Source organism: Paraburkholderia acidisoli (assembly GCF_009789675.1).
GTDB lineage: Bacteria > Pseudomonadota > Gammaproteobacteria > Burkholderiales > Burkholderiaceae > Paraburkholderia > Paraburkholderia acidisoli.
In genome coordinates, this window is record NZ_CP046913.1 from 3,174,602 (window position 1) to 3,192,836 (window position 18,235).

General features: G+C 65.5%; 16 protein-coding genes. 6 read left to right on the forward strand and 10 right to left on the reverse strand.

The features are described from left to right. Nucleotides 1-491 precede the first annotated feature (491 nt). The 7 genes from FAZ98_RS14020 to FAZ98_RS14050 form a co-directional block, all read right to left on the reverse strand. On the reverse strand, nt 492-1,463 hold the full coding sequence (locus FAZ98_RS14020; protein ID WP_158951991.1) for a branched-chain amino acid ABC transporter permease: 972 nt from the start codon (nt 1,461-1,463) through the stop codon (nt 492-494). Then, entirely contained in the window at nt 1,463-2,347 is an 885-nt protein-coding gene (locus FAZ98_RS14025) for a branched-chain amino acid ABC transporter permease (protein WP_158951755.1), read from the reverse strand. The genes FAZ98_RS14020 and FAZ98_RS14025 overlap by 1 nt, the downstream gene beginning before the upstream one ends. Nucleotides 2,348-2,452: 105 nt before the next feature. Next, a complete protein-coding gene (locus FAZ98_RS14030) occupies nt 2,453-3,670 on the reverse strand; it encodes an ABC transporter substrate-binding protein (protein WP_158951756.1) in 1,218 nt (405 codons plus the stop codon). 106 nt (nt 3,671-3,776) lie between these two features. Further along, nucleotides 3,777-4,553, reverse strand: a complete 777-nt coding sequence (locus FAZ98_RS14035) for an ABC transporter ATP-binding protein (RefSeq protein WP_158951757.1) — start codon at nt 4,551-4,553, stop codon at nt 3,777-3,779. Continuing rightward, a complete protein-coding gene (locus tag FAZ98_RS14040) occupies nt 4,550-5,329 on the reverse strand; it encodes an ABC transporter ATP-binding protein (RefSeq protein WP_158951758.1) in 780 nt (259 codons plus the stop codon). The genes FAZ98_RS14035 and FAZ98_RS14040 overlap by 4 nt, the downstream gene beginning before the upstream one ends. Before the next feature lie 358 nt (nt 5,330-5,687). Next, nucleotides 5,688-7,382, reverse strand: a complete 1,695-nt coding sequence (locus FAZ98_RS14045; RefSeq protein WP_158951759.1) for a GMC family oxidoreductase — start codon at nt 7,380-7,382, stop codon at nt 5,688-5,690. 129 nt (nt 7,383-7,511) lie between these two features. Further along, nucleotides 7,512-9,035, reverse strand: a complete 1,524-nt coding sequence (locus FAZ98_RS14050; RefSeq protein ID WP_158951760.1) for a CoA-acylating methylmalonate-semialdehyde dehydrogenase — start codon at nt 9,033-9,035, stop codon at nt 7,512-7,514. A gap of 197 nt (nt 9,036-9,232) precedes the next feature. On the opposite strand from FAZ98_RS14050, the gene FAZ98_RS14055 reads away from it, so the two are divergent. Together FAZ98_RS14055 and FAZ98_RS14060 are read left to right on the forward strand one after the other, a co-directional pair. Next, entirely contained in the window at nt 9,233-10,117 is an 885-nt protein-coding gene (locus tag FAZ98_RS14055) for a LysR family transcriptional regulator (RefSeq protein ID WP_158951761.1), read from the forward strand. A 366-nt stretch (nt 10,118-10,483) separates the two neighbouring features. Next, nucleotides 10,484-11,014 (forward strand): class IV adenylate cyclase, encoded by a 531-nt coding sequence (locus tag FAZ98_RS14060; protein ID WP_158951762.1) that lies wholly within the window; start codon nt 10,484-10,486, stop codon nt 11,012-11,014. A 31-nt stretch (nt 11,015-11,045) separates the two neighbouring features. Here the strand turns inward: FAZ98_RS14060 and FAZ98_RS14065 are convergent, their stop codons facing one another. After that, a complete protein-coding gene (locus tag FAZ98_RS14065; protein ID WP_158951992.1) occupies nt 11,046-11,537 on the reverse strand; it encodes an Lrp/AsnC family transcriptional regulator in 492 nt (163 codons plus the stop codon). 139 nt (nt 11,538-11,676) lie between these two features. Between FAZ98_RS14065 and phhA the strand changes: the two genes are divergently transcribed. The 4 genes from phhA (at nt 11,677) to FAZ98_RS14085 (ending at nt 16,015) form a co-directional block, all read left to right on the forward strand. Then, a complete protein-coding gene (phhA, locus tag FAZ98_RS14070) occupies nt 11,677-12,570 on the forward strand; it encodes a phenylalanine 4-monooxygenase (RefSeq protein WP_158951763.1) in 894 nt (297 codons plus the stop codon). Between the two features lie 145 nt (nt 12,571-12,715). Next, on the forward strand, nt 12,716-13,012 hold the full coding sequence (locus tag FAZ98_RS14075; protein ID WP_158951764.1) for a 4a-hydroxytetrahydrobiopterin dehydratase: 297 nt from the start codon (nt 12,716-12,718) through the stop codon (nt 13,010-13,012). A 503-nt stretch (nt 13,013-13,515) separates the two neighbouring features. Then, nucleotides 13,516-14,202: a response regulator gene (locus FAZ98_RS14080; RefSeq protein ID WP_091999860.1), complete on the forward strand. Its 687-nt coding sequence runs from the start codon at nt 13,516-13,518 to the stop codon at nt 14,200-14,202. A gap of 235 nt (nt 14,203-14,437) precedes the next feature. Then, nucleotides 14,438-16,015 (forward strand): sensor histidine kinase, encoded by a 1,578-nt coding sequence (locus FAZ98_RS14085; RefSeq protein ID WP_158951765.1) that lies wholly within the window; start codon nt 14,438-14,440, stop codon nt 16,013-16,015. A gap of 108 nt (nt 16,016-16,123) precedes the next feature. Here FAZ98_RS14085 and FAZ98_RS14090 read toward each other — a convergent pair whose 3' ends face one another. Continuing rightward, the gene (locus tag FAZ98_RS14090; protein ID WP_158951766.1) at nt 16,124-16,615 is read right to left on the reverse strand and encodes an SET domain-containing protein; all 492 of its coding nucleotides are present in this window, start codon (nt 16,613-16,615) and stop codon (nt 16,124-16,126) included. A 325-nt stretch (nt 16,616-16,940) separates the two neighbouring features. Beyond that, nucleotides 16,941-18,053, reverse strand: a complete 1,113-nt coding sequence (locus FAZ98_RS14095) for an NADH:flavin oxidoreductase/NADH oxidase (protein WP_158951767.1) — start codon at nt 18,051-18,053, stop codon at nt 16,941-16,943. Nucleotides 18,054-18,235: the final 182 nt, after the last annotated feature.

Sequence of the window (18,235 nt, forward strand, 5' to 3'; positions counted from 1 at the left end):
CGTAATTCGGGAAAGGGAAATCGACGCGCCGAAACTGCGCTCGAAAAGCGGAGAAAACGGGGAAGACGATGGGAAAAAACGGGGAAGGCGCAGCGAATGCCACGACTGAAAAACTGCGCGCCGATCACTAACTTCGTCGAACCGGCTTCTAAATTTCCGGAAATAGCGCGCAGAAATATAAAAAGCGCTGTTGGATTCCCATCCAACAGCGCTTCCTTGTCCGGGCACTTTGTGCCTCAGTTGTCTCCTCGTTCTCCACCTGCAAATTCGGTGCATCAGAACTAGGTGAAACTTTAAACTTCGCTCCGTTTCGCAACAACTAGCATTTACCCTAGTGGTGCAGTGCGGCACCGAGTTGGGGCGCTTCAAAGCGCTTTTGCCACATCCCGGGGCGCGCGGCATTCCGCGCGACGCGGCCCATTCTAACGCAGCGCAGCACCCGTTCCCAAGCGCATTTCACACGCGATTTCGCTCGCCGCGTCAGCCTGGCGTCACGCCCTCAGCGGCCGCACCCGCGCCACGATCTCCCCTACGATCCCGCGTCGGAACGCCAGCACGCAGGCGATGAAAATCAGCCCCGTGACGATGGTCGCCGACTCGCCCAGCGAGCGGAACCAGTCCACGCCCGTCGCGCTGGCGAGCGCCGTGCCGATGTCGCCGAGCCGGTCCTCGAGCGCGACGATCAACGCCGCGCCGAGCAGCGGCCCGAACAGCGTGCCCATGCCGCCCACGAGTGTCATCAGGATCACGAGACCCGACATGGTCCAGTAGGCGTCGCCGAGCGTCTCGAAGCCCAGCACGAGCACCTTGAGCGATCCCGCGAGGCCCGCGAGCCCGGCGGACAGAACGAAGGCGAGCAGCTTGAAGCGGTCGGTGTCGTAGCCGAGCGAGATCGCGCGCGGTTCGTTTTCCTTGATCGCCACGAGCACCTGGCCGAACGGCGAATGCACGATGCGCACGATCAGCGCGAACGCCAGCACCATCACCACGAGCACGACGTAGTAGAGCGAGACGTCGGAGTCGAGCGAGAGCACGCCGAACAGCTTGCCGCGCGGCACGCCCTGCAGACCGTCCTCGCCATGCGTGAACGGCGCCTGCAGGAACACGAAGTAGACCATCTGCGCGAGCGCGAGCGTGACCATCGCGAAGTAGATGCCCTGGCGCCGGATCGCGAACAACCCGACGATCAAGCCGAGCAGCGTGGCCACGGCCGTGCCCGCGAGCACGCCGAGCTCGGGCGTGAAGCCGAGCGTCTGCACCGCGTAACCCGTGGCATAACCGGCGCTCGCGAGGAACATGGCGTGCCCGAACGAGAGCAGCCCGGTATAGCCGATCAGCAGATTGAACGCCGCCGCGAACAACGCGAAGCACATCACCTTCATCACGAAGAGCGGATACAGCCCGACGAACGGCCCCGCGATCAGGCCGATCAGCAATAACCCATACAGCGCTTTTCTTTGCATCATCGTTCCTTGCCGAAGAGGCCAGCGGGGCGAATCAGCAGCACGATCGCCATGATCACGAACACCACGGTCGCCGACGCCTCGGGCCAGAACACGCGCGTGAAGCCTTCGATCACGCCGAGCAGCAACCCCGTGAGGATCGAGCCCATGATCGAGCCCATGCCGCCGATCACGACCACGGCGAACACGGTGATGATCATCGGCTGGCCCATGAGCGGCGACACCTGGATCACGGGCGCGGCGAGCACGCCCGCGAACGCCGCGAGCGCCACGCCGAAGCCGTAGGTGAGCGTGATCATGAGCGGCACGTTGATGCCGAACGCCTCCACGAGTTTCGGGTTCTCGGTGCCCGCGCGCAGATAGGCGCCCAGCCGGGTCTTCTCGATCACGAACCACGTGGCGAAGCACACCGCGAGCGACGCCACCACGACCCACGCGCGATAGTTGGGCAGATACATGAAGCCGAGATTGGTGGCGCCCGAAAGCAGATCGGGCGTGTCGTACGGTTGCCCCGACGCGCCGTAGATCGAGCGGAACACGCCCTCCACCACGAGCGTCAGACCGAAGGTCAGCAGGAGTCCGTACAAATGATCGAGCCGATACAGCCAACGCAGCATCGAGCGCTCGATCACCACGCCGATCAGTCCCACCACGAGCGGCGCGATGACGAGCATCGCCCAGTACGGCAGATTGAAATAGGCGAGGCCCATCCACGTGAGCATCGCGCCCAGCATGAACAACGCGCCGTGCGCGAAGTTGATCACGTTGAGCATGCCGAAGATCACCGCGAGGCCAAGGCTCAGGATCGCGTAGAACGAGCCGTTCACCAGCCCGAGCAACAACTGGCTCAGCATTGCCGGAAGCGGAATGCCAAAGATCGTCATGAAAGCCGCCTCTGAAGGCACGAATAACGGTTTGCGCACGCATGCGGCGTCCGGCGCGAATGGCCGCCGAACGCCGCACACCACCATCGCATCACACGCGCGCGCTTACTTCCACAGCGCGCACTTCGATTCCGCCTTGGTCGTGTACGCCTGCTCGCCCGGAATCGTCTGCACGACCTTGTACAGATCCCACGGCCCCTTCGACTCGGACGGCTTCTTCACCTCGACGAGATACATGTCGTGGATCAGCACGCCGTCCTGGCGGATATAGCCGTTGCTCGTGTAGAAGTCGTTGATCTTCGTTTTCTTCAGCTGCGCCATGACCTTGTCGGCGTCGGTCGAACCCACGGCCTGCACCGCCTTCAGGTAGTTCATCACCACCGAATAGTCGGCGGCCTGAAGTTCCGACGGTTCCTTCTTCGTCTGCTCGTAATAGCGCTGCGCCCACTTGCGCGTGGCGTCGTTCTGATCCCAGTACCAGCCCGTCGTGAGCACGAGGCCCTGCGTGGTCTCGAGCCCGAGGCTCTTCACGTCGGGCAGGAACATCAGCAGCGCGGCGATCTTCATCGACTTGGTAATGCCGAATTCCTTGGCCGCCTTGATCGAGTTGACCGAGTCGCCGCCCGCGTTCGCGAGGCCGAGCACCTGGGCCTTCGACGCCTGCGCCTGCAACAGGAACGACGAGAAGTCCGAGGCCGAAAGCGGATGCCGCACTTCGCCGAGCACCTGGCCGCCGTTCGCCTTCACGACGTCGGCCGTGTTCTTTTCGAGCGACTTGCCAAACGCGTAGTCGGCGGTGAGGAAGAACCAGCTCTTGCCGCCCTGCTTGACCACGGCGAGGCCCGTGCCCTTGGCGAGCGCGACCGTGTCGTAGCCGTAGTGCACCGTGTAGGGCGTGCACTGCTCGTTGGTGAGCGCGTCCGTGCCCGCGCCCGTGTTGAAGTAGACGCGTTTCTTCTCGTTCGCGACCTGGTTCATCGAGAGCGCCGTGGCCGAGTTCGTGCCGCCGAGCAGCATGTCGAGGCCGTCGCGGTCCATCCATTCGCGCGCCTTCGACGCGGCGATGTCCGCCTTGTTCTGGTGGTCCGCGTAGAGGATCTCGATCGGCTTGCCGTTGACCTTGCCGCCGAAGTCGGCGATCGCCATCTTGATCGCGGTGAGGCCGCCCTGGCCGTCGTCGTCGGCATACAGACCCGACATGTCGGTGATGAAGCCGATCTTCACCGCGTTGTCGGCGGCTTGCGCGTTCCCCGCGCAGAACGCCGTGGCGGCCGCCGTAGCGGCGAACAGTGCCGCGAGCCGCGCGAACGTGGTTTTCTTCATTGCAGTCTCCTTGGTTGCGTTGTTATTCAGGAACACTTCATGAACTGACTCAGGCAAGACGACGCGCGCGGCAGAGTGGTGTCGCGCGGAAAAACCAGACAGGAACCTAGACGCCCAGCAGATCGTGCAGCACCGGCATCTTGCTTTCGAGCTCGGCCGTGCCGAAATGCTCGACGATGCGCCCGTGCTCCATCACGTAGAAGCGGTCCGCGAGCGGCGCCGCGAAACGGAAGTTCTGCTCGACCATGACGATGGTGTAGCCGCGCGCCTTGAGCGTGACGATCATGCGCGCGAGCGTCTGCACGATCACGGGCGCGAGACCTTCGGAGATCTCGTCGAGCAACAGCAGATTCGCGCCCGTGCGCAGGATGCGCGCAACGGCCAGCATCTGCTGCTCGCCGCCCGAGAGCCGCGTGCCGGGGCTATGACGGCGTTCCGCGAGATTCGGGAACATCGTGTAGATCTCGTCGAGCGACATGCCTTGCGCGAGACCCTCGGCGGATTTCGCTTTCATGCCGATGTTCGGCGGCAGCAGCAGATTCTCTTCGCACGACAAGCTGGAAAAGATGCCGCGCTCTTCCGGGCAATAGCCCACGCCGCAATGCGCGATGCGATAGGTCGGCATCTGGATGGTTTCGCGCCCGCCCACGCGGATCGACCCCGTGCGCCGCCCCGTGAGGCCCATGATCGCGCGCAGCGTGGTCGTGCGCCCCGCCCCGTTGCGCCCGAGCAGCGTGACCACCTCGCCGCGCGCCACGCTCAGATCGACGCCATGCAGGATGTGCGACTCGCCGTACCACGTTTGCAACCCGGCGATCTCCAGCGCCTGCGCCGCGCCCGCGGCCGTTTCGGCGAGCACCGGGCTTTCCGTCATGGTGTTCATGCGTGCGCTCCCGCGAGCGCCGCGTCCGCGCTGCCCATGTAGGCTTCGGCCACGAGCGGATTCTTCGAGACTTCGGCGTAGCTGCCTTCGGCCAGCACTTCGCCGCGTTGCAGCACGGTGATGGTGTCGGAGATGCCGGCGATCACATTCATGTTGTGCTCGACCATCAGGATCGTGCGCCCCGCCGAGACCTTCTTGATGAGCGCCGTCACGCGGTCGACGTCCTCGTGACCCATGCCCTGGGTCGGCTCGTCGAGCAGCATGAGTTCGGGCTCCATGGCGAGCGTGGTCGCGATCTCGAGCGCGCGCTTGCGGCCGTAGGCGAGTTCGACGGTCGGCACGTCGGCGAAATCCGTGAGGCCCACCTGCGTGAGCAGGTCCATCGCGCGGTCGTTGAGTTCGGCGAGCGAGCGCTCGGTTTTCCAGAAGTGATACGCGGTGCCGAGCGTGCGCTGCAAGCCGATGCGCACGTTCTGCAACGCGGTGAGATGCGGGAACACGGCCGAGATCTGGAACGAGCGGATAATGCCGCGCCGCGCGATCTGCGCCGGCCGCTCGCTGGTGATGTCGATGCCGTTGAACACGATGCGCCCCGCGCTCGGCACGAGGAACTTCGTGAGCAGATTGAAACAGGTGGTCTTGCCCGCGCCGTTCGGTCCGATGAGCGCGTGTATCGAACCGCGGCACACGCGCAGGTTCACGCCGTTCACGGCCGTGAAGCCCTTGAACTGTTTCGTGAGGTCGCGCGTCTCCAGAATCGTGTCGCCGAGAATCATGTCCCCTTCCACGCGAAGTAAGGCGTAACACTGAAGACCTGCAAGCGTGCGGATCTCGCACGACGAGGTCCGGCGCGGACGTTCCGGCGCGCCTCCCGCTGCGCGCCACGCGCGCTGCCGACTTTTGTTTCACCGCATTGTCGCGCCAATGATGCAGCGCAATCATTGGGATTTGCACTTAATCGCGGCCCGAGCTCCGCACGCGCCTTCGACTGAACACTTACAGATAGATTCACGCAATATGCGCGCAAGTTAGACGAAGATGCGCCATACATCACCGTTTACCCGGAATGTGAGGAATGCATAAAACCCCGCGCGGAACCGGACCTTCCGCACGGGGTTTTTTGTTGCGCACGAATCACACGGTCGAGAGCGTCGCGGCCGTTCGCGCCTCCACGATCGCGGGCGCGCCCTCGCGGCGATCGGCGCGCATCATCTCCGCAGCGCGTTCGGCGATCATCAGCGTGGGCGAATTCGTGTTGCCGGAGGTAATGGTCGGCATCACCGAGGCATCCACCACGCGCAAGCCCGCCACGCCGCGCACGCGCAGCCGCGCGTCGACCACGGCGTCGGCGTCGTCGGGGCGGCCCATGCGGCAGGTGCCCACGGGGTGGAAAATCGTCGTGCCGATGTTGCCCGCCGCTTCGCGCAATTCCTCGTCGGTCTGATAGGCGAGGCCCGGCAGGATCTCGTGCGGCTGATAACGCGCGAGCGCCGCCGAAGCCGCAATGCGCCGCGTGAGCCGCAGCGAATTCGCGGCCACGCTGAGGTCGTGATCCGTCGCCAGATAATTGGGCGCGATCGCGGGCGCCTGCAACGGGTCCGCCGACACCGCGTGAATGCTGCCGCGCGACGTGGGCCGCAGGTTGCACACCGAAGCCGTGAACGCGTTGAAGCGATGCAGCGGCTCGCCGAAACGATCGAGCGAGAGCGGCTGCACGTGGTATTGCAGATCGGGGCGCGTGAGTTCGGGGTCGTCGGGATTCGACTTCGCGAACGCGCCCAGTTGCGAGGGCGCCATCGACATCGGCCCGCTTTGCATCAGCGCGTATTGCATGCCGATCATGAGCTTGCCCCACCAATGCGCCGAAGCCGTATTCAGCGTGCGCACGCCGTTCACGCGATACGCCATGCGCAATTGCAGGTGATCCTGCAGGTTTTCGCCCACGCCGCGCAGGTCCTGCACGACGCTCACGCCGAGTTGCGCGAGCCGCCCGGCCTCGCCGATGCCCGACAGCTCCAGCAGCTTGGGCGAATTCACGGCGCCCGCGCTGAGGATTACCTCGCAGCGCGCCCGCGCGACGTAGGGCACGTCGCCGCGATATTCGACGCCCACGCAGCGTTTGCCCTCGAAGATCACGCGTTCCGTGAGCGCGCCCGTGACGACGGTGAGATTGGGCCGTTTCATTGCCGCGCGCAGAAACGCCTTCGCGGCGTTCCAGCGGATGCCGCGTTTCTGGTTCACCTCGAAATAACCGATGCCGCTGTTGTCGCCGCGATTGAAGTCGTCGGTGGCGGCAATGCCCTGCTCCTGCGCGGCGCGCGAAAACGATTCGAGAATTTCCCACTTGAGGCGCTGTTTTTCGACGCGCCATTCGCCGCCCGCGCCGTGAAACTCGCTCGCTCCGCCGTGGTGGTCTTCGCTGCGGCGAAACACGGGCAGCACGCTGTCCCAGGACCAACCGGCGTCGCCCGTGGCGCGCGCCCAGCCGTCGTAGTCGTCGCGCTGGCCGCGCATGTAGATCATGCCGTTGATCGACGACGATCCGCCGAGCACGCGCCCGCGCGGATACGCGAGGGCGCGGCCGTTGAGGCCTTTTTCGGCGGCGGTCTTGTAGAGCCAGTCGGTGCGCGGATTGCCGATGCAATACAGATAGCCGACCGGAATGTGGATCCAGTGATAGTCGTCCTTGCCGCCTGCCTCGATGAGCAGGACGGTGACGTCGGCGTCTTCGGTGAGCCGGTTGGCGAGCACGCAGCCCGCCGTGCCGGCGCCCACGATCACGTAATCGAACTCGCCTTCGAGGCGACGTTTTGCAGCGTCTGCACTCATGGTTTGTCTCCTGTCGACTGGAGTTACTGCTTCAGCAGTTACTCCAGTCCCATGCAAAGCCGTCCTAATCGCTCGAGCGACCGATATATTTCGGTTTCCTGATGATGCGCCCGGCGCCGTCACCTGCGCCTACTTCGCCACCGGCATCGTGAACTCCGCGCCCTTCGCGATGCTGTCCGGCCAGCGCTGCATGATGCTCTTGTAGCGCGTATAAAAGCGCACGCCTTCCTCGCCGTACGCGTGATGGTCGCCGAACAGCGAGCGCTTCCAGCCGCCGAACGAATGCCACGCCATCGGCACGGGAATCGGCACGTTGATGCCCACCATCCCCACCTTGATCTGCCGCGAGAACGCACGCGCCACGCCGCCATCGGAGGTGAAACATGAAACACCGTTGCCGAACTCGTGCGCGTTGATGAGATCGACCGCGCTCGCGAAATCCGCCACGCGCACGACCGAAAGCACCGGCCCGAAAATCTCGTCCTTGTAGATCGTCATGTCGGTGGCGACGTGATCGAACAGCGTGCCGCCCAGGAAGAAACCCTCCTCGTGACCCTGCACGCTGTGCCCGCGCCCATCCACCACGAGCTTCGCGCCCGCCGTGACGCCCGCCTCGATATAGCCTTCCACTTTCGCGCGATGCGCGCCCGTGACGAGCGGCCCCATTTCCGAGTTGCCGTCCATGCCGCTGCCGATCTGCAGCGACTGCACGCGCGGCGTGAGACGCTCGATCAGTTCGTCGGCGATATGGCCCACGGCCACCGCCACCGAGATCGCCATGCAGCGCTCGCCCGCCGAGCCGTACGCCGCGCCAATCAGCGCATCCACGGCCTGGTCGAGATCGGCGTCGGGCATCACGACGAGGTGGTTCTTCGCGCCGCCCAGCGCCTGCACGCGCTTGCCGTGCTTCGTGCCTTCCGTGTAGATGTATTCGGCGATGGGCGTCGAACCCACGAACGAGAGCGCGGCGACGTCGGGATGCGCGAGCAGCGCGTCGACCGCCGTTTTATCGCCGTGCACGACGTTGAACACGCCGTCGGGCAGACCCGCTTCCTTGAGCAGTTCTGCGAGCCGCAGCGAAGCCGACGGATCGCGCTCGGAAGGCTTCAGCACGAAGGTGTTGCCGCACGCGAGCGCGACCGGGAACATCCAGCACGGCACCATCATCGGAAAGTTGAACGGCGTGATGCCCGCGACCACGCCGAGCGGCTGGCGCAGATTCCAGTTGTCGATGCCGCCGCCAATCTGATCGGTGAAATCGGTCTTGAGCAGGTTGGGAATGCCGCACGCGAACTCGACCACTTCGATGCCGCGCATGACCTCGCCTTTCGCATCCGAGAACACCTTGCCGTGCTCGCGCGTGATGAGTTCGGCCAGTTCGTCGTGATGCTGGTCGAGCAGATCCTTGAACTTGAAGAGGATGCGCGCGCGTTTGATGGGCGGCGTTTCGGCCCATGCCACGGAGGCGGCCTGCGCGGCGGCCACGGCCGCGTCGACTTCGGCCACGCTCGCGAGCGGCACGCGCGCACTGACCTTGCCGAACGCGGGATTGAAGACTTCGCCGAATCGCTCGCTCGTGCCCGCCACCGGCTTGCCGTTGATGAAATGCGTGAGCGTGCGCACGCCCGCCTCGCTTTGATGTGTCTCGCCCATATGTGCCTCTTTCGTGGAGGAATCTGTATGCAGCTACGGATGCGGTTTCAGCGCGGCTCCCGTGCTTCCGCGGTGTTTCTCGCCGTACTTCTGCTGAAAGCTTAGGCGCAACCCGGACAACTAGCGTAATCGCGAGGCACACGCGCGATCCAATGATTAATGCTCAATTGCGATATAAGCCGGTTTAATATCAGCGCATGGACCTGACCTTGCTTCGCGCTTTCGTCACGGTCGCGCGCGAGGGCAACCTCACGCGCGCGGCCGCGCATCTGCATCTCACGCAACCGGCCGTGAGCTTGCAGATCAAGCATTTGCAGGAAACGCTCGGCGTCACGCTGTTCACGCGCACCTCGCACGGCCTCGCGCTCACGCGCGACGGCCAGGCGCTGCTGCCGCACGCCGAACGCGCGCTCGCCGCCGCCGGCGACGTGCTGCGCGCCGCTGCTGCGCTGCGGCATGAAGTGCGCGGGCGCCTGCGTATCGGCACGATCCTCGACCCCGCGTTTCTGCGGCTGGGCGGCTTTCTGCGCGAACTCGTGGAAACCTGGCCGCAGATCGAAACGGCGCTGCGCCACGGCATGTCGGGCTGGGTGCTCGACCAGTTGCGTTCGCGCGAACTCGACGTCGGGTATTACATTGGCCGCCCCGCTCCCGACGAAGCGTTTCACGCGCTCACGCTCACGCGCTTCCAGTACCGCGTGCTGGCACCCGCCGGCTGGAAGGATCGCGTGAAGGGCGCGCGCGACTGGCGCTCGCTCGCGGCGCTGCCGTGGATCTGGACGCCGCCCGCCTCCGCTCACAATCGTCTGCTCACCACCTTGTTCGAAGCCGCGCAGGCGAAGCCCGTGAAGGTTGCCGAAGTGGATCAGGAACCGTCGATGCTCGATCTCGTGAAGTCGGGCGTGGGACTCTCGCTCGCGCGCGACGCGATCGCCATTGCCGAGGCGCATGCGCACGCGCTCACCATCGTCGAAGGCGTGACGGTGCCCACCGAACTCACCTTCGTCACGCTCGCCGCGCGCCGCGACGAGCCCGTGATCGCGGCGGCGCTCAAGGCGATCGAAACGCAATGGGCGATATGACGCGATGTGGGCAGAACACGCGCGCGGGAAAGCCCTCGCGATATGAGCCGCGCTCATGACGGCGCACGCTCGATGCGCGGGAATCGCGCATTCGTCATCCGCCATCGCCCTCGCCTGCGCTTTCGCGCGTCACGCGTCGCACTTCGCACTTCGCACTTCGGCCGCCGCCGGTCGCCCGCCACCCGCCGCCGGTCGCGAGGCGTCGAACGCGATTTATCGATCATGCCGATGACCGTGTAACTGCGCTGTCACGCGAGTTTTGCTAGATTGGGCGTTCGCTCCGCGTTTTCGTCACGCTTTTGGCGTGCGTCCCATCACGCCGAAGGCGTGCCACCTCCATCGTTCCCTCGTGCTACAGGAGCTTGCATGGCCCGCAACATCGAAATCAAAGCCCGCGCCCGTCAGTTCGACGCTCTGCGCGACCGCGCCGCCCAGCTCGCGCCGGACGCGCCGCTCATCTTCCGTCAGCAGGACTTCTTCTACGACGTGCCGCGCGGCCGTCTGAAGCTGCGCCAGTTCGACGACGGCACGCCGCCCGAACTGATCTTTTATCAGCGCGACGACCGCGAAGGACCGAAGGCGTCGTACTACACGCGCAGCCCCGTGACCAATGCGGAAGCGATGCACTCGCTGCTCGCCACGGCGCTCACCACGCGCGGCATCGTCTCGAAGGAGCGCCACGTGTATCTCGCGGGACGCACGCGCATTCACCTCGACCGCGTGGACGGTCTCGGCGACTTCGTGGAACTCGAAGTCGTGCTCGGCCCCGACGACGACGAGCAAGGCGGCGAAGCCGAAGCCCACGAGATGTTCGCGAAGCTCGGCGTGGCGGAAAGCGATCTCGTCTCGGTCGCCTATGTCGATCTGCTGAACACCGCGAACGCGAACGCCGCGTAAGGCGTCCGCACGGGCAAGCGTCGAGACCGCCTCAAGGCGCCGGCGCGCCCGGCTCCAGATGCCCGAGCGGCAGCGGCCCATTGCGCTTGAATGTCGTGAGCACGATGTTCGAGCGCACGCTGTCCACCCCGGGCACGCGCATGAGCTTCTTCATGACGAAGGTCGACAGCGCGTTCAGATCGGGCGCGACGATGCGCAGCAGATAGTCGGCGTCGCCCACCACCGCATGACATTCGAGCACTTCGGGCAGCACGTCGATCTGCTGCTGGAACTGCTCGATGATCGAATCCCCGTGATGCTTGAGCTTGAGGCTCGTGAACGCCGTCACGCCCAGCCCGAGCTTCTCCGGCCGCAACACCACGCGATAGCCGTCGATCACCCCCGCCGCCTCCAGACGCTGCAGGCGCCGCCCGATCTGCGAAGGCGAAAGCGGCACCTGTTCGCCGAGTTGCTGATGCGTGGCGCGGCCGAAGCGCTGAAGCACGTCGAGCAGCGCGAGATCGAAGTGATCGAGTTCGAGCATGATGGAAATCTGCATGTAAATGGCTTAATACGCGTAATTATTGCATATTTACGCACTATCTCATTGAAAATGCGCGCATACCGCGTGCCTCCCGCTCTAGACTTTCAGGCTTTGACCAGCCTCGAGTGGAGCACCCAGCATGGCCGCCGCAACCGCGAAACTGCAGGAGCAGTTCGACGCGGGTCTCACCACCCGTCCCGACTTCACGATCGACCAGCCGTACGAGCGTTATAGCGCGGCCGATCACGCCGTCTGGGACCTGTTGTACCGCCGCCAACGCGCGCTGCTCGAAGGCCGCGCCTGCGACGCGTTTATCGAAGGCGCGCTGCGCATCGGCCTGAACGTCGCGCACGTGCCTTCGTTCGAGGCGGTGAGCGAGCGCCTGATGGCGGCCACGGGCTGGCGTATCGTCGCGGTGCCGGGCCTCGTGCCCGACCGCATCTTCTTCGAGCATCTCGCGAACCGCCGCTTTCCGGTGACCTGGTGGATGCGCCGTCCCGACCAGCTCGACTATCTGCAGGAGCCGGACTGCTTCCACGACCTGTTCGGCCACGTGCCGCTCCTTGCCGACCCCGTTTTCGCCGATGCCATCCAGGCCTACGGTCGCGCCGCGCTCGGCGTGGAAGCCCGCGCGCTGCCGCTGCTCGCGCGCCTCTACTGGTACACCGTGGAATTCGGCTTGATGCGCGAACCGAACGCGCCCAACGGCGTGAAGATCTACGGCGCGGGCATCGTCTCCAGCAAGGGCGAAACGCTGTATAGCGTGGAAAGCGCCGCGCCCAACCGGCTCGCGTTCGATCTCGACCGCGTGCTGCACACGCGTTATCGCATCGACACGTTCCAGAAAACCTACTTCGTGATCGATTCGTTCGCACAGCTATTCGACGCGCTCGGCGCCGGGATCGAGTCGCGGCTCGGCAGTGCGGCGCGCCTGATCGACGTCGCGCCGCACGCCGCCGGCGACGTGCTGCCCGGCGACATCGTCATCACGCGCGGCACGCGCGAAGGCTGGCCGGCCGGCGACGACATGTGACGGACGACGCGCGAGGCGAGCGGCGCATCACGCCGGCCGCGCGCATCCGCAAAAACATCGACAATTCCTTGATGCGGCGGGCGCAACGCATGCGCGTTCGCGGGCGTCCCGCTGTTTCCTTCCACGTCCGATACGAGGTGTCATCATGATCAACCGACTCACATCCGAAGAGCGCACGCAGCAACTTGCCACGCTGCGCGACTGGCAGGCCGTCGCGGGCCGCGACGCGATCCAGCGTCAGCTCAAGTTCGCCGACTTCAACGCCGCGTTCGGCTTCATGACGCGCGTGGCGATCAAGGCGCAGGAAATGGATCACCATCCCGAGTGGTTCAACGTCTACAACCGCGTGGAGATCACGCTCTCGACGCACGAGGCGGACGGCCTCACCACGCGCGACCTCGAGCTGGCGCGCTTCATCGATTCGATCGCGCCCGACGCTTGAACCCGCAACGACCGCACGACAACTGCGCAGCGACGGCGCGGCGGCAACGCAAAAACCGCGCACCCCGCGCGCAAGGTCGTTCGGCAACGTCTATGCTGGAATGAAAGCCTTTTGCAAAGCATCAGGGGTCCAAACCTTCAGTTCTAGAGGCTGTTGTTAAGGGACACGTAAGACTGCGTCACGGCACGCGCAAACAGGTCCAAAACGTCACTGTCCCTTCCGGTGTCAGGACCGTCCTACGCTGTACAATCAGCGACGCATAGGGCCTGGAGCGCGCTCCGGGCACAACGTGAGTTCATCGTCGCTCGAAGGCGAGCGGTTGCGCACGAGTGGCGCGCGGCTTTGGGTTCGATGATCGAAATATCGGACATGTGGATCGTGATCGTGCAACTGTCGCACGCGGCGCCGCCCGGTCGCCGCATCCCTGCGCTGTTTCCTGTCGCGAGCGACGCTTCGCGAACTGCCTGCCTGAACGCTAAACCTTTTGTACTTGAGCGAATCCCATGCGACTCCTTCTGATCGAAGACGACCGCCCCATCGCACGCGGTATCCAGTCCAGCCTCGAACAAGCCGGCTTCACGGTCGACATGGTCCACGACGGCATCTTCGCCGAACAGGCTCTCACGCAAAACCGTCATGAGCTGGTGATCCTCGACCTCGGCTTGCCGGGCATCGACGGCATGACGCTGCTCTCGCGCTTTCGCCAAAGCAACCGTCACACGCCCGTGATCGTGCTGACCGCGCGCGACGAACTCAACGACCGCGTCCAGGGCCTCAATTCGGGCGCCGACGACTACATGCTCAAGCCGTTCGAGCCGGCCGAACTCGAAGCGCGCATTCGCGCCGTGATGCGCCGCAGCGGCCCGCACGGCGACGTGCCGCGCCCCGAAGTTTCGCTGGGCGGCGTGCGCCTGTCGGGCGTCGACCGCCGCATCTTCAACGACGACAAGCCGCTCGAACTCTCGCCGCGCGAATTCGCCGTGCTGGAAATGCTGCTGCTGCGTCACGGCCGCGTGGTGAGCAAGGCGCAACTGCAGGATCACCTCACGCATTTCGGCGGCGATCTGGGCGACACCGCCATTGAAGTCTACGTGCACCGCGTGCGTAAAAAGCTCGAGAGCTGCCGGGTGGAAATCGTCACGGTGCGCGGCTTCGGCTATCTGCTCCAGGAAATCCGCCAGGCGGCCTGAGGCCGCGCCAGACCGGCCACCGGCGCGCTACACGCGCTGATCGAGCCTCTCGATGGGCAAGGCCAGCCGCGCTCCACCGCGCGGCCTGGCTGGCGCCACGCGCCCGGGCGGGCGCTTTCGGGCCGCTTGCGCACTCGCCGCGCGGCCCGCGTACAATGACCGATGCCGTGTGGATCGCAGCCCAGCGCGCGATCCGCGCCTTGTCCATCGTCGCCTGAAACCGCCCGCCACCATCATGTCCCAACCGGCCGCAACGAGTCTGCGGCGCACCCTGCTGCGGCGCCTCGCCGCCCCGCTCTCGCTGCTCGCGCTCATGAGCGGTTTGATCGCCTATTGGCTGGCGTGGCAATACACGCAACACGTGGTCGATCGCTCGCTCGCCGACCTCGCCACGGCCATCTCGCGACAGATCCAGATTGCCGGCGCCGACGCGCCCGAGAGCGTGCCGCCGCTCGCGCAAGCCATGTTCTCCGACCCCGTCGAGCACCTCGTCTATCGCATCAGCAACGGCGACACCGAAATCGCCGGCGACCACGACCTGCCGCTGCAAGGCACCAACGTGCGCCGCATGCACTACGCGTACGTGTTCGAAACCGTCTACAAGGGCGTGAGCGTGCGCGTGGCGCAAGTGCGCGTGCCGCAGCCCACCGGCAACCCCATCGTCGTGGAAGTGGGTCAGCCCGTGCATCACCGCTTTCGTATCGCCGCCGAGTTTCTCGTCGCGATCATGATGCCGCTGCTGCTGTTGCTGCTCGCGGGCTGGGTGATCGTGTGGCGTGTGGTGAACCAGCAGCTCAACCCGCTCACCGCCCTCGCCGACTCGCTCAACCGTCAGACGCACACCTCGCTCGAGCCAGTCGACGAAACCTATGTGCCGGTCGAGATCCGGCCGCTCACCGGCGCGCTCAACGCGCTGCTCGGGCGCCTGAAGACCGCGCTCGAGGGCCAGCGCAAGTTCATCGCCGACGCCGCGCATCAATTGCGTACGCCGCTCACCGCCGTGAAGCTGCACGCGGAGCAGGCCGTGAACGCGCGCGAGCCGCAAAAGGTCAGCGACGCCGTGCGCGAGTTGCGTGCCGCCGCGGACCGCGCGGTGCGTCTCTCGAATCAGCTGCTCTCGCTCGCGCGGGCGGAGCCGGGCGAACAGGCGGCGCGTTTCGTCGATATCGACATGGCCGCGCTCGCGTTCGAGACCGGCGCGGAATGGGTGCCGCGCGCGCTCGCCTGGCATGTCGACCTGGGCTTCCAGCGTCTCGACGATCCCGACAACGACACGCCGCTGATGGCGCGCGGCAATCCCGTGCTGCTGCACGAAGTGATCGCCAATCTGCTCGACAACGCGCTCAAGTATCTGCCGCCCGCGCGCGCCGAAGGCGGCCGCATTACCGTGACGGTCTCGCAGTCGCTCGTCGAAGGCGTGCCGATGGCCGAGATCGTCGTGGAGGACAACGGCCGCGGCGTGCCCGGCGCCCAGCAAGCCGATCTCTTCAAACGCTTCTTCCGCGGCGACGGTCAGACCGAGAGCGGCGTGGATAGCGGCGCGGGCCTCGGTCTCGCCATCGTCCACGACATCATGACGTTGCATCGCGGCAGCGTGCATTACGAAGACGCGCCCGACGGCGGCGCGCGCTTCATCGTGCGGGTGCCGCTCACGAGCCGCCGCGCATTGCCGCTGAAGGACAGGCCCGCGAACCACGCGAAGGACGCGAAAGACGCGAGGGACGCGAAGGACCTCGAGGAAGCGGACATCGACGAAACGCAGGACGCGCCGCAAGACGCGAACAAGCCCGCGCACCAGACGAGCATCGACTAAGCGAATCGTCGCGCGGGTTGTGTGTCTGCCTCAGCGCGCAATAAAAAAGGGCCGCTCGATGCGGCCCTTCTCATTTTCCAGCAGCGCAACGCTCAACGCGCATCGCGCTCACTTCTTCTTTTTGCTCTTCTTCGCACCCTTGTCCTTCTCTTTCTCGGGCGGCGCGAGCATGGTGCCGCGGCACTTGCGCGCGCCGCAGCGGCATTCGTATTCGCGCTTGAGCTTCTTGGTCTGCTTCGCGTCGATCACGAGACCGTAGTCGTAGAACAGTTCCTCGCCTTCGGCGATGTCGTTCAGCGCGTGAATGTAGACGTGGCCTTCGATCTCTTCGGCTTCGCAGTTCGGCGCGCACGAATGGTTGATCCAGCGCGCGCTGTTGCCGTTCACCTTGCCGTCGATCACGTCGCCTTCTTCGAGCGCGAAGTAGAACGTGTGATTCGGTTCGTCGGGATTATGCGGATGACGCCGCAGCGCTTCCTTCCACGAAATGCGCTCGCCCTTGTATTCGATCAGCCGCTCGCCCGCGGCGATCGGCGCTGCCGCAAACACGCCCTTGCCGTGCACGCCCGACTGGCGCACGACGATCCTGCGTCCGCTCATTGATGAGTCCTTGTGAAGTACCGAGGGGAGACCGTTCCGACGCTGCGAGCGCCGCACGCGCCCTGCGCGGATTCATTCTCACGCCGTCTTGTGCCGCTTGATTCGCTGACGATCGATCCGCGCGACGGTCTGCGTAACCGCCGCCGGGGCCGCGCGTTGCATGAGTCCTCATGCAAACGCGGCGCCACGTGGGCGCCGCGCTCATGCGACGCTCCGCGCGCCACAGACGGCATCGTACACGCTCGCGCGGGCTTCGTTCAACCCGTGCGGCGTTCAACGCTACGCGAGCCGCACCGCGATACCTGCACGCGGCGCACTGCGCGCATCAACGTTGGCCCAGCGTCGTCTCGCCGAACAGGTTCTTTTGATCGCGCGGTTGCGAGCGCCAGTACTGCGGCGGCGCGTTGACGGTCGCGCCCAGTTGCGCGGCCGCGTGCCACGGCCAGCGCGGATCGTAGAGCATGGCGCGCGCCATCGCGATCATGTCGGCGTCGCCGTCTTCGAGAATCTGGTTGGCCTGCAACGCGTCGGTGATGAGGCCCACGGCAATGGTCGGCACGCCGGTTTCGGCCTTCACCTTGCGCGCGAACTGCACCTGATAGCCGGGTCCGAGCGCGATCTTCTGCAGCGGCGAGACACCGCCCGAAGACACGTCGATCCAGTCCACGCCGCGCTGCTTGAGTTCGAGTGCGAACGCCACCGTGTCTTCCGGCGTCCAGCCGCCGTCGACCCAGTCGGTGGCGGAAACGCGCACGCCCACGGGGCGATCCGCCGGGAATTCGGCGCGTACCGCTTCGAACACTTCGAGCGGAAAACGCATGCGGTTTTCGCGCGAGCCGCCGTATTCGTCGGTGCGCTGATTCGCGATGGGCGAGAGGAATTGATGCAGCAGATAGCCGTGCGCCGCATGCACTTCGAGCGCGTCGATACCGAGCCGCGCGGCCCGCCGCGCCGTGGCCACGAACGCGTCGCGCACGCGATTCAGACCCGCGACGTCGAGCGCGAGCGGCGGCGTTTCGTCTTCCTTGTGGGGCAGCGCGGAAGGCGCGTGCGGCAACCAGCCGCCTTCGGCCACGGGGATCAGTTGACCGCCTTCCCAGGGCACGTGGCTCGACGCCTTGCGGCCCGCATGCGAGATCTGCATGGCGATGCGGATGGGCGAATGACGGCGGATCGCTTCGATCACCGGCTTGAGCGCGGCTTCGGTCACGTCGTCCCAGAGACCGAGGTCGCCGGGCGTGATGCGGCCGTCGGGTTCCACGGCCGTGGCTTCGATGCAGAGCATGGCCGCGCCCGAGAGCGCGAGATGGCCGAGATGGATCATGTGCCAGTCGGTGGCTTCGCCGCGCTCGGCGGAGTACTGGCACATCGGCGAGACGACGATGCGATTCGCGAGCGTCATGCCACGAAGTTCGAGCGGAGAAAAGAGCGTGCTCATGAAGAGTCCACGGACGGTTGGCGGAAGCGTCCGAGAATAGCACGCGTGTTTTGCGCGCGCTTGGAGCGGCCCGAGGCGCAGCGGCCGAGAGGTTGCCGCGTGGGTTGCCGTGAGGTGTGAAGGCTTCGGGCGCGATGTGTCGACGGCAGGACGTATGCGCGGAAGCTACGGCGCATGTGCGA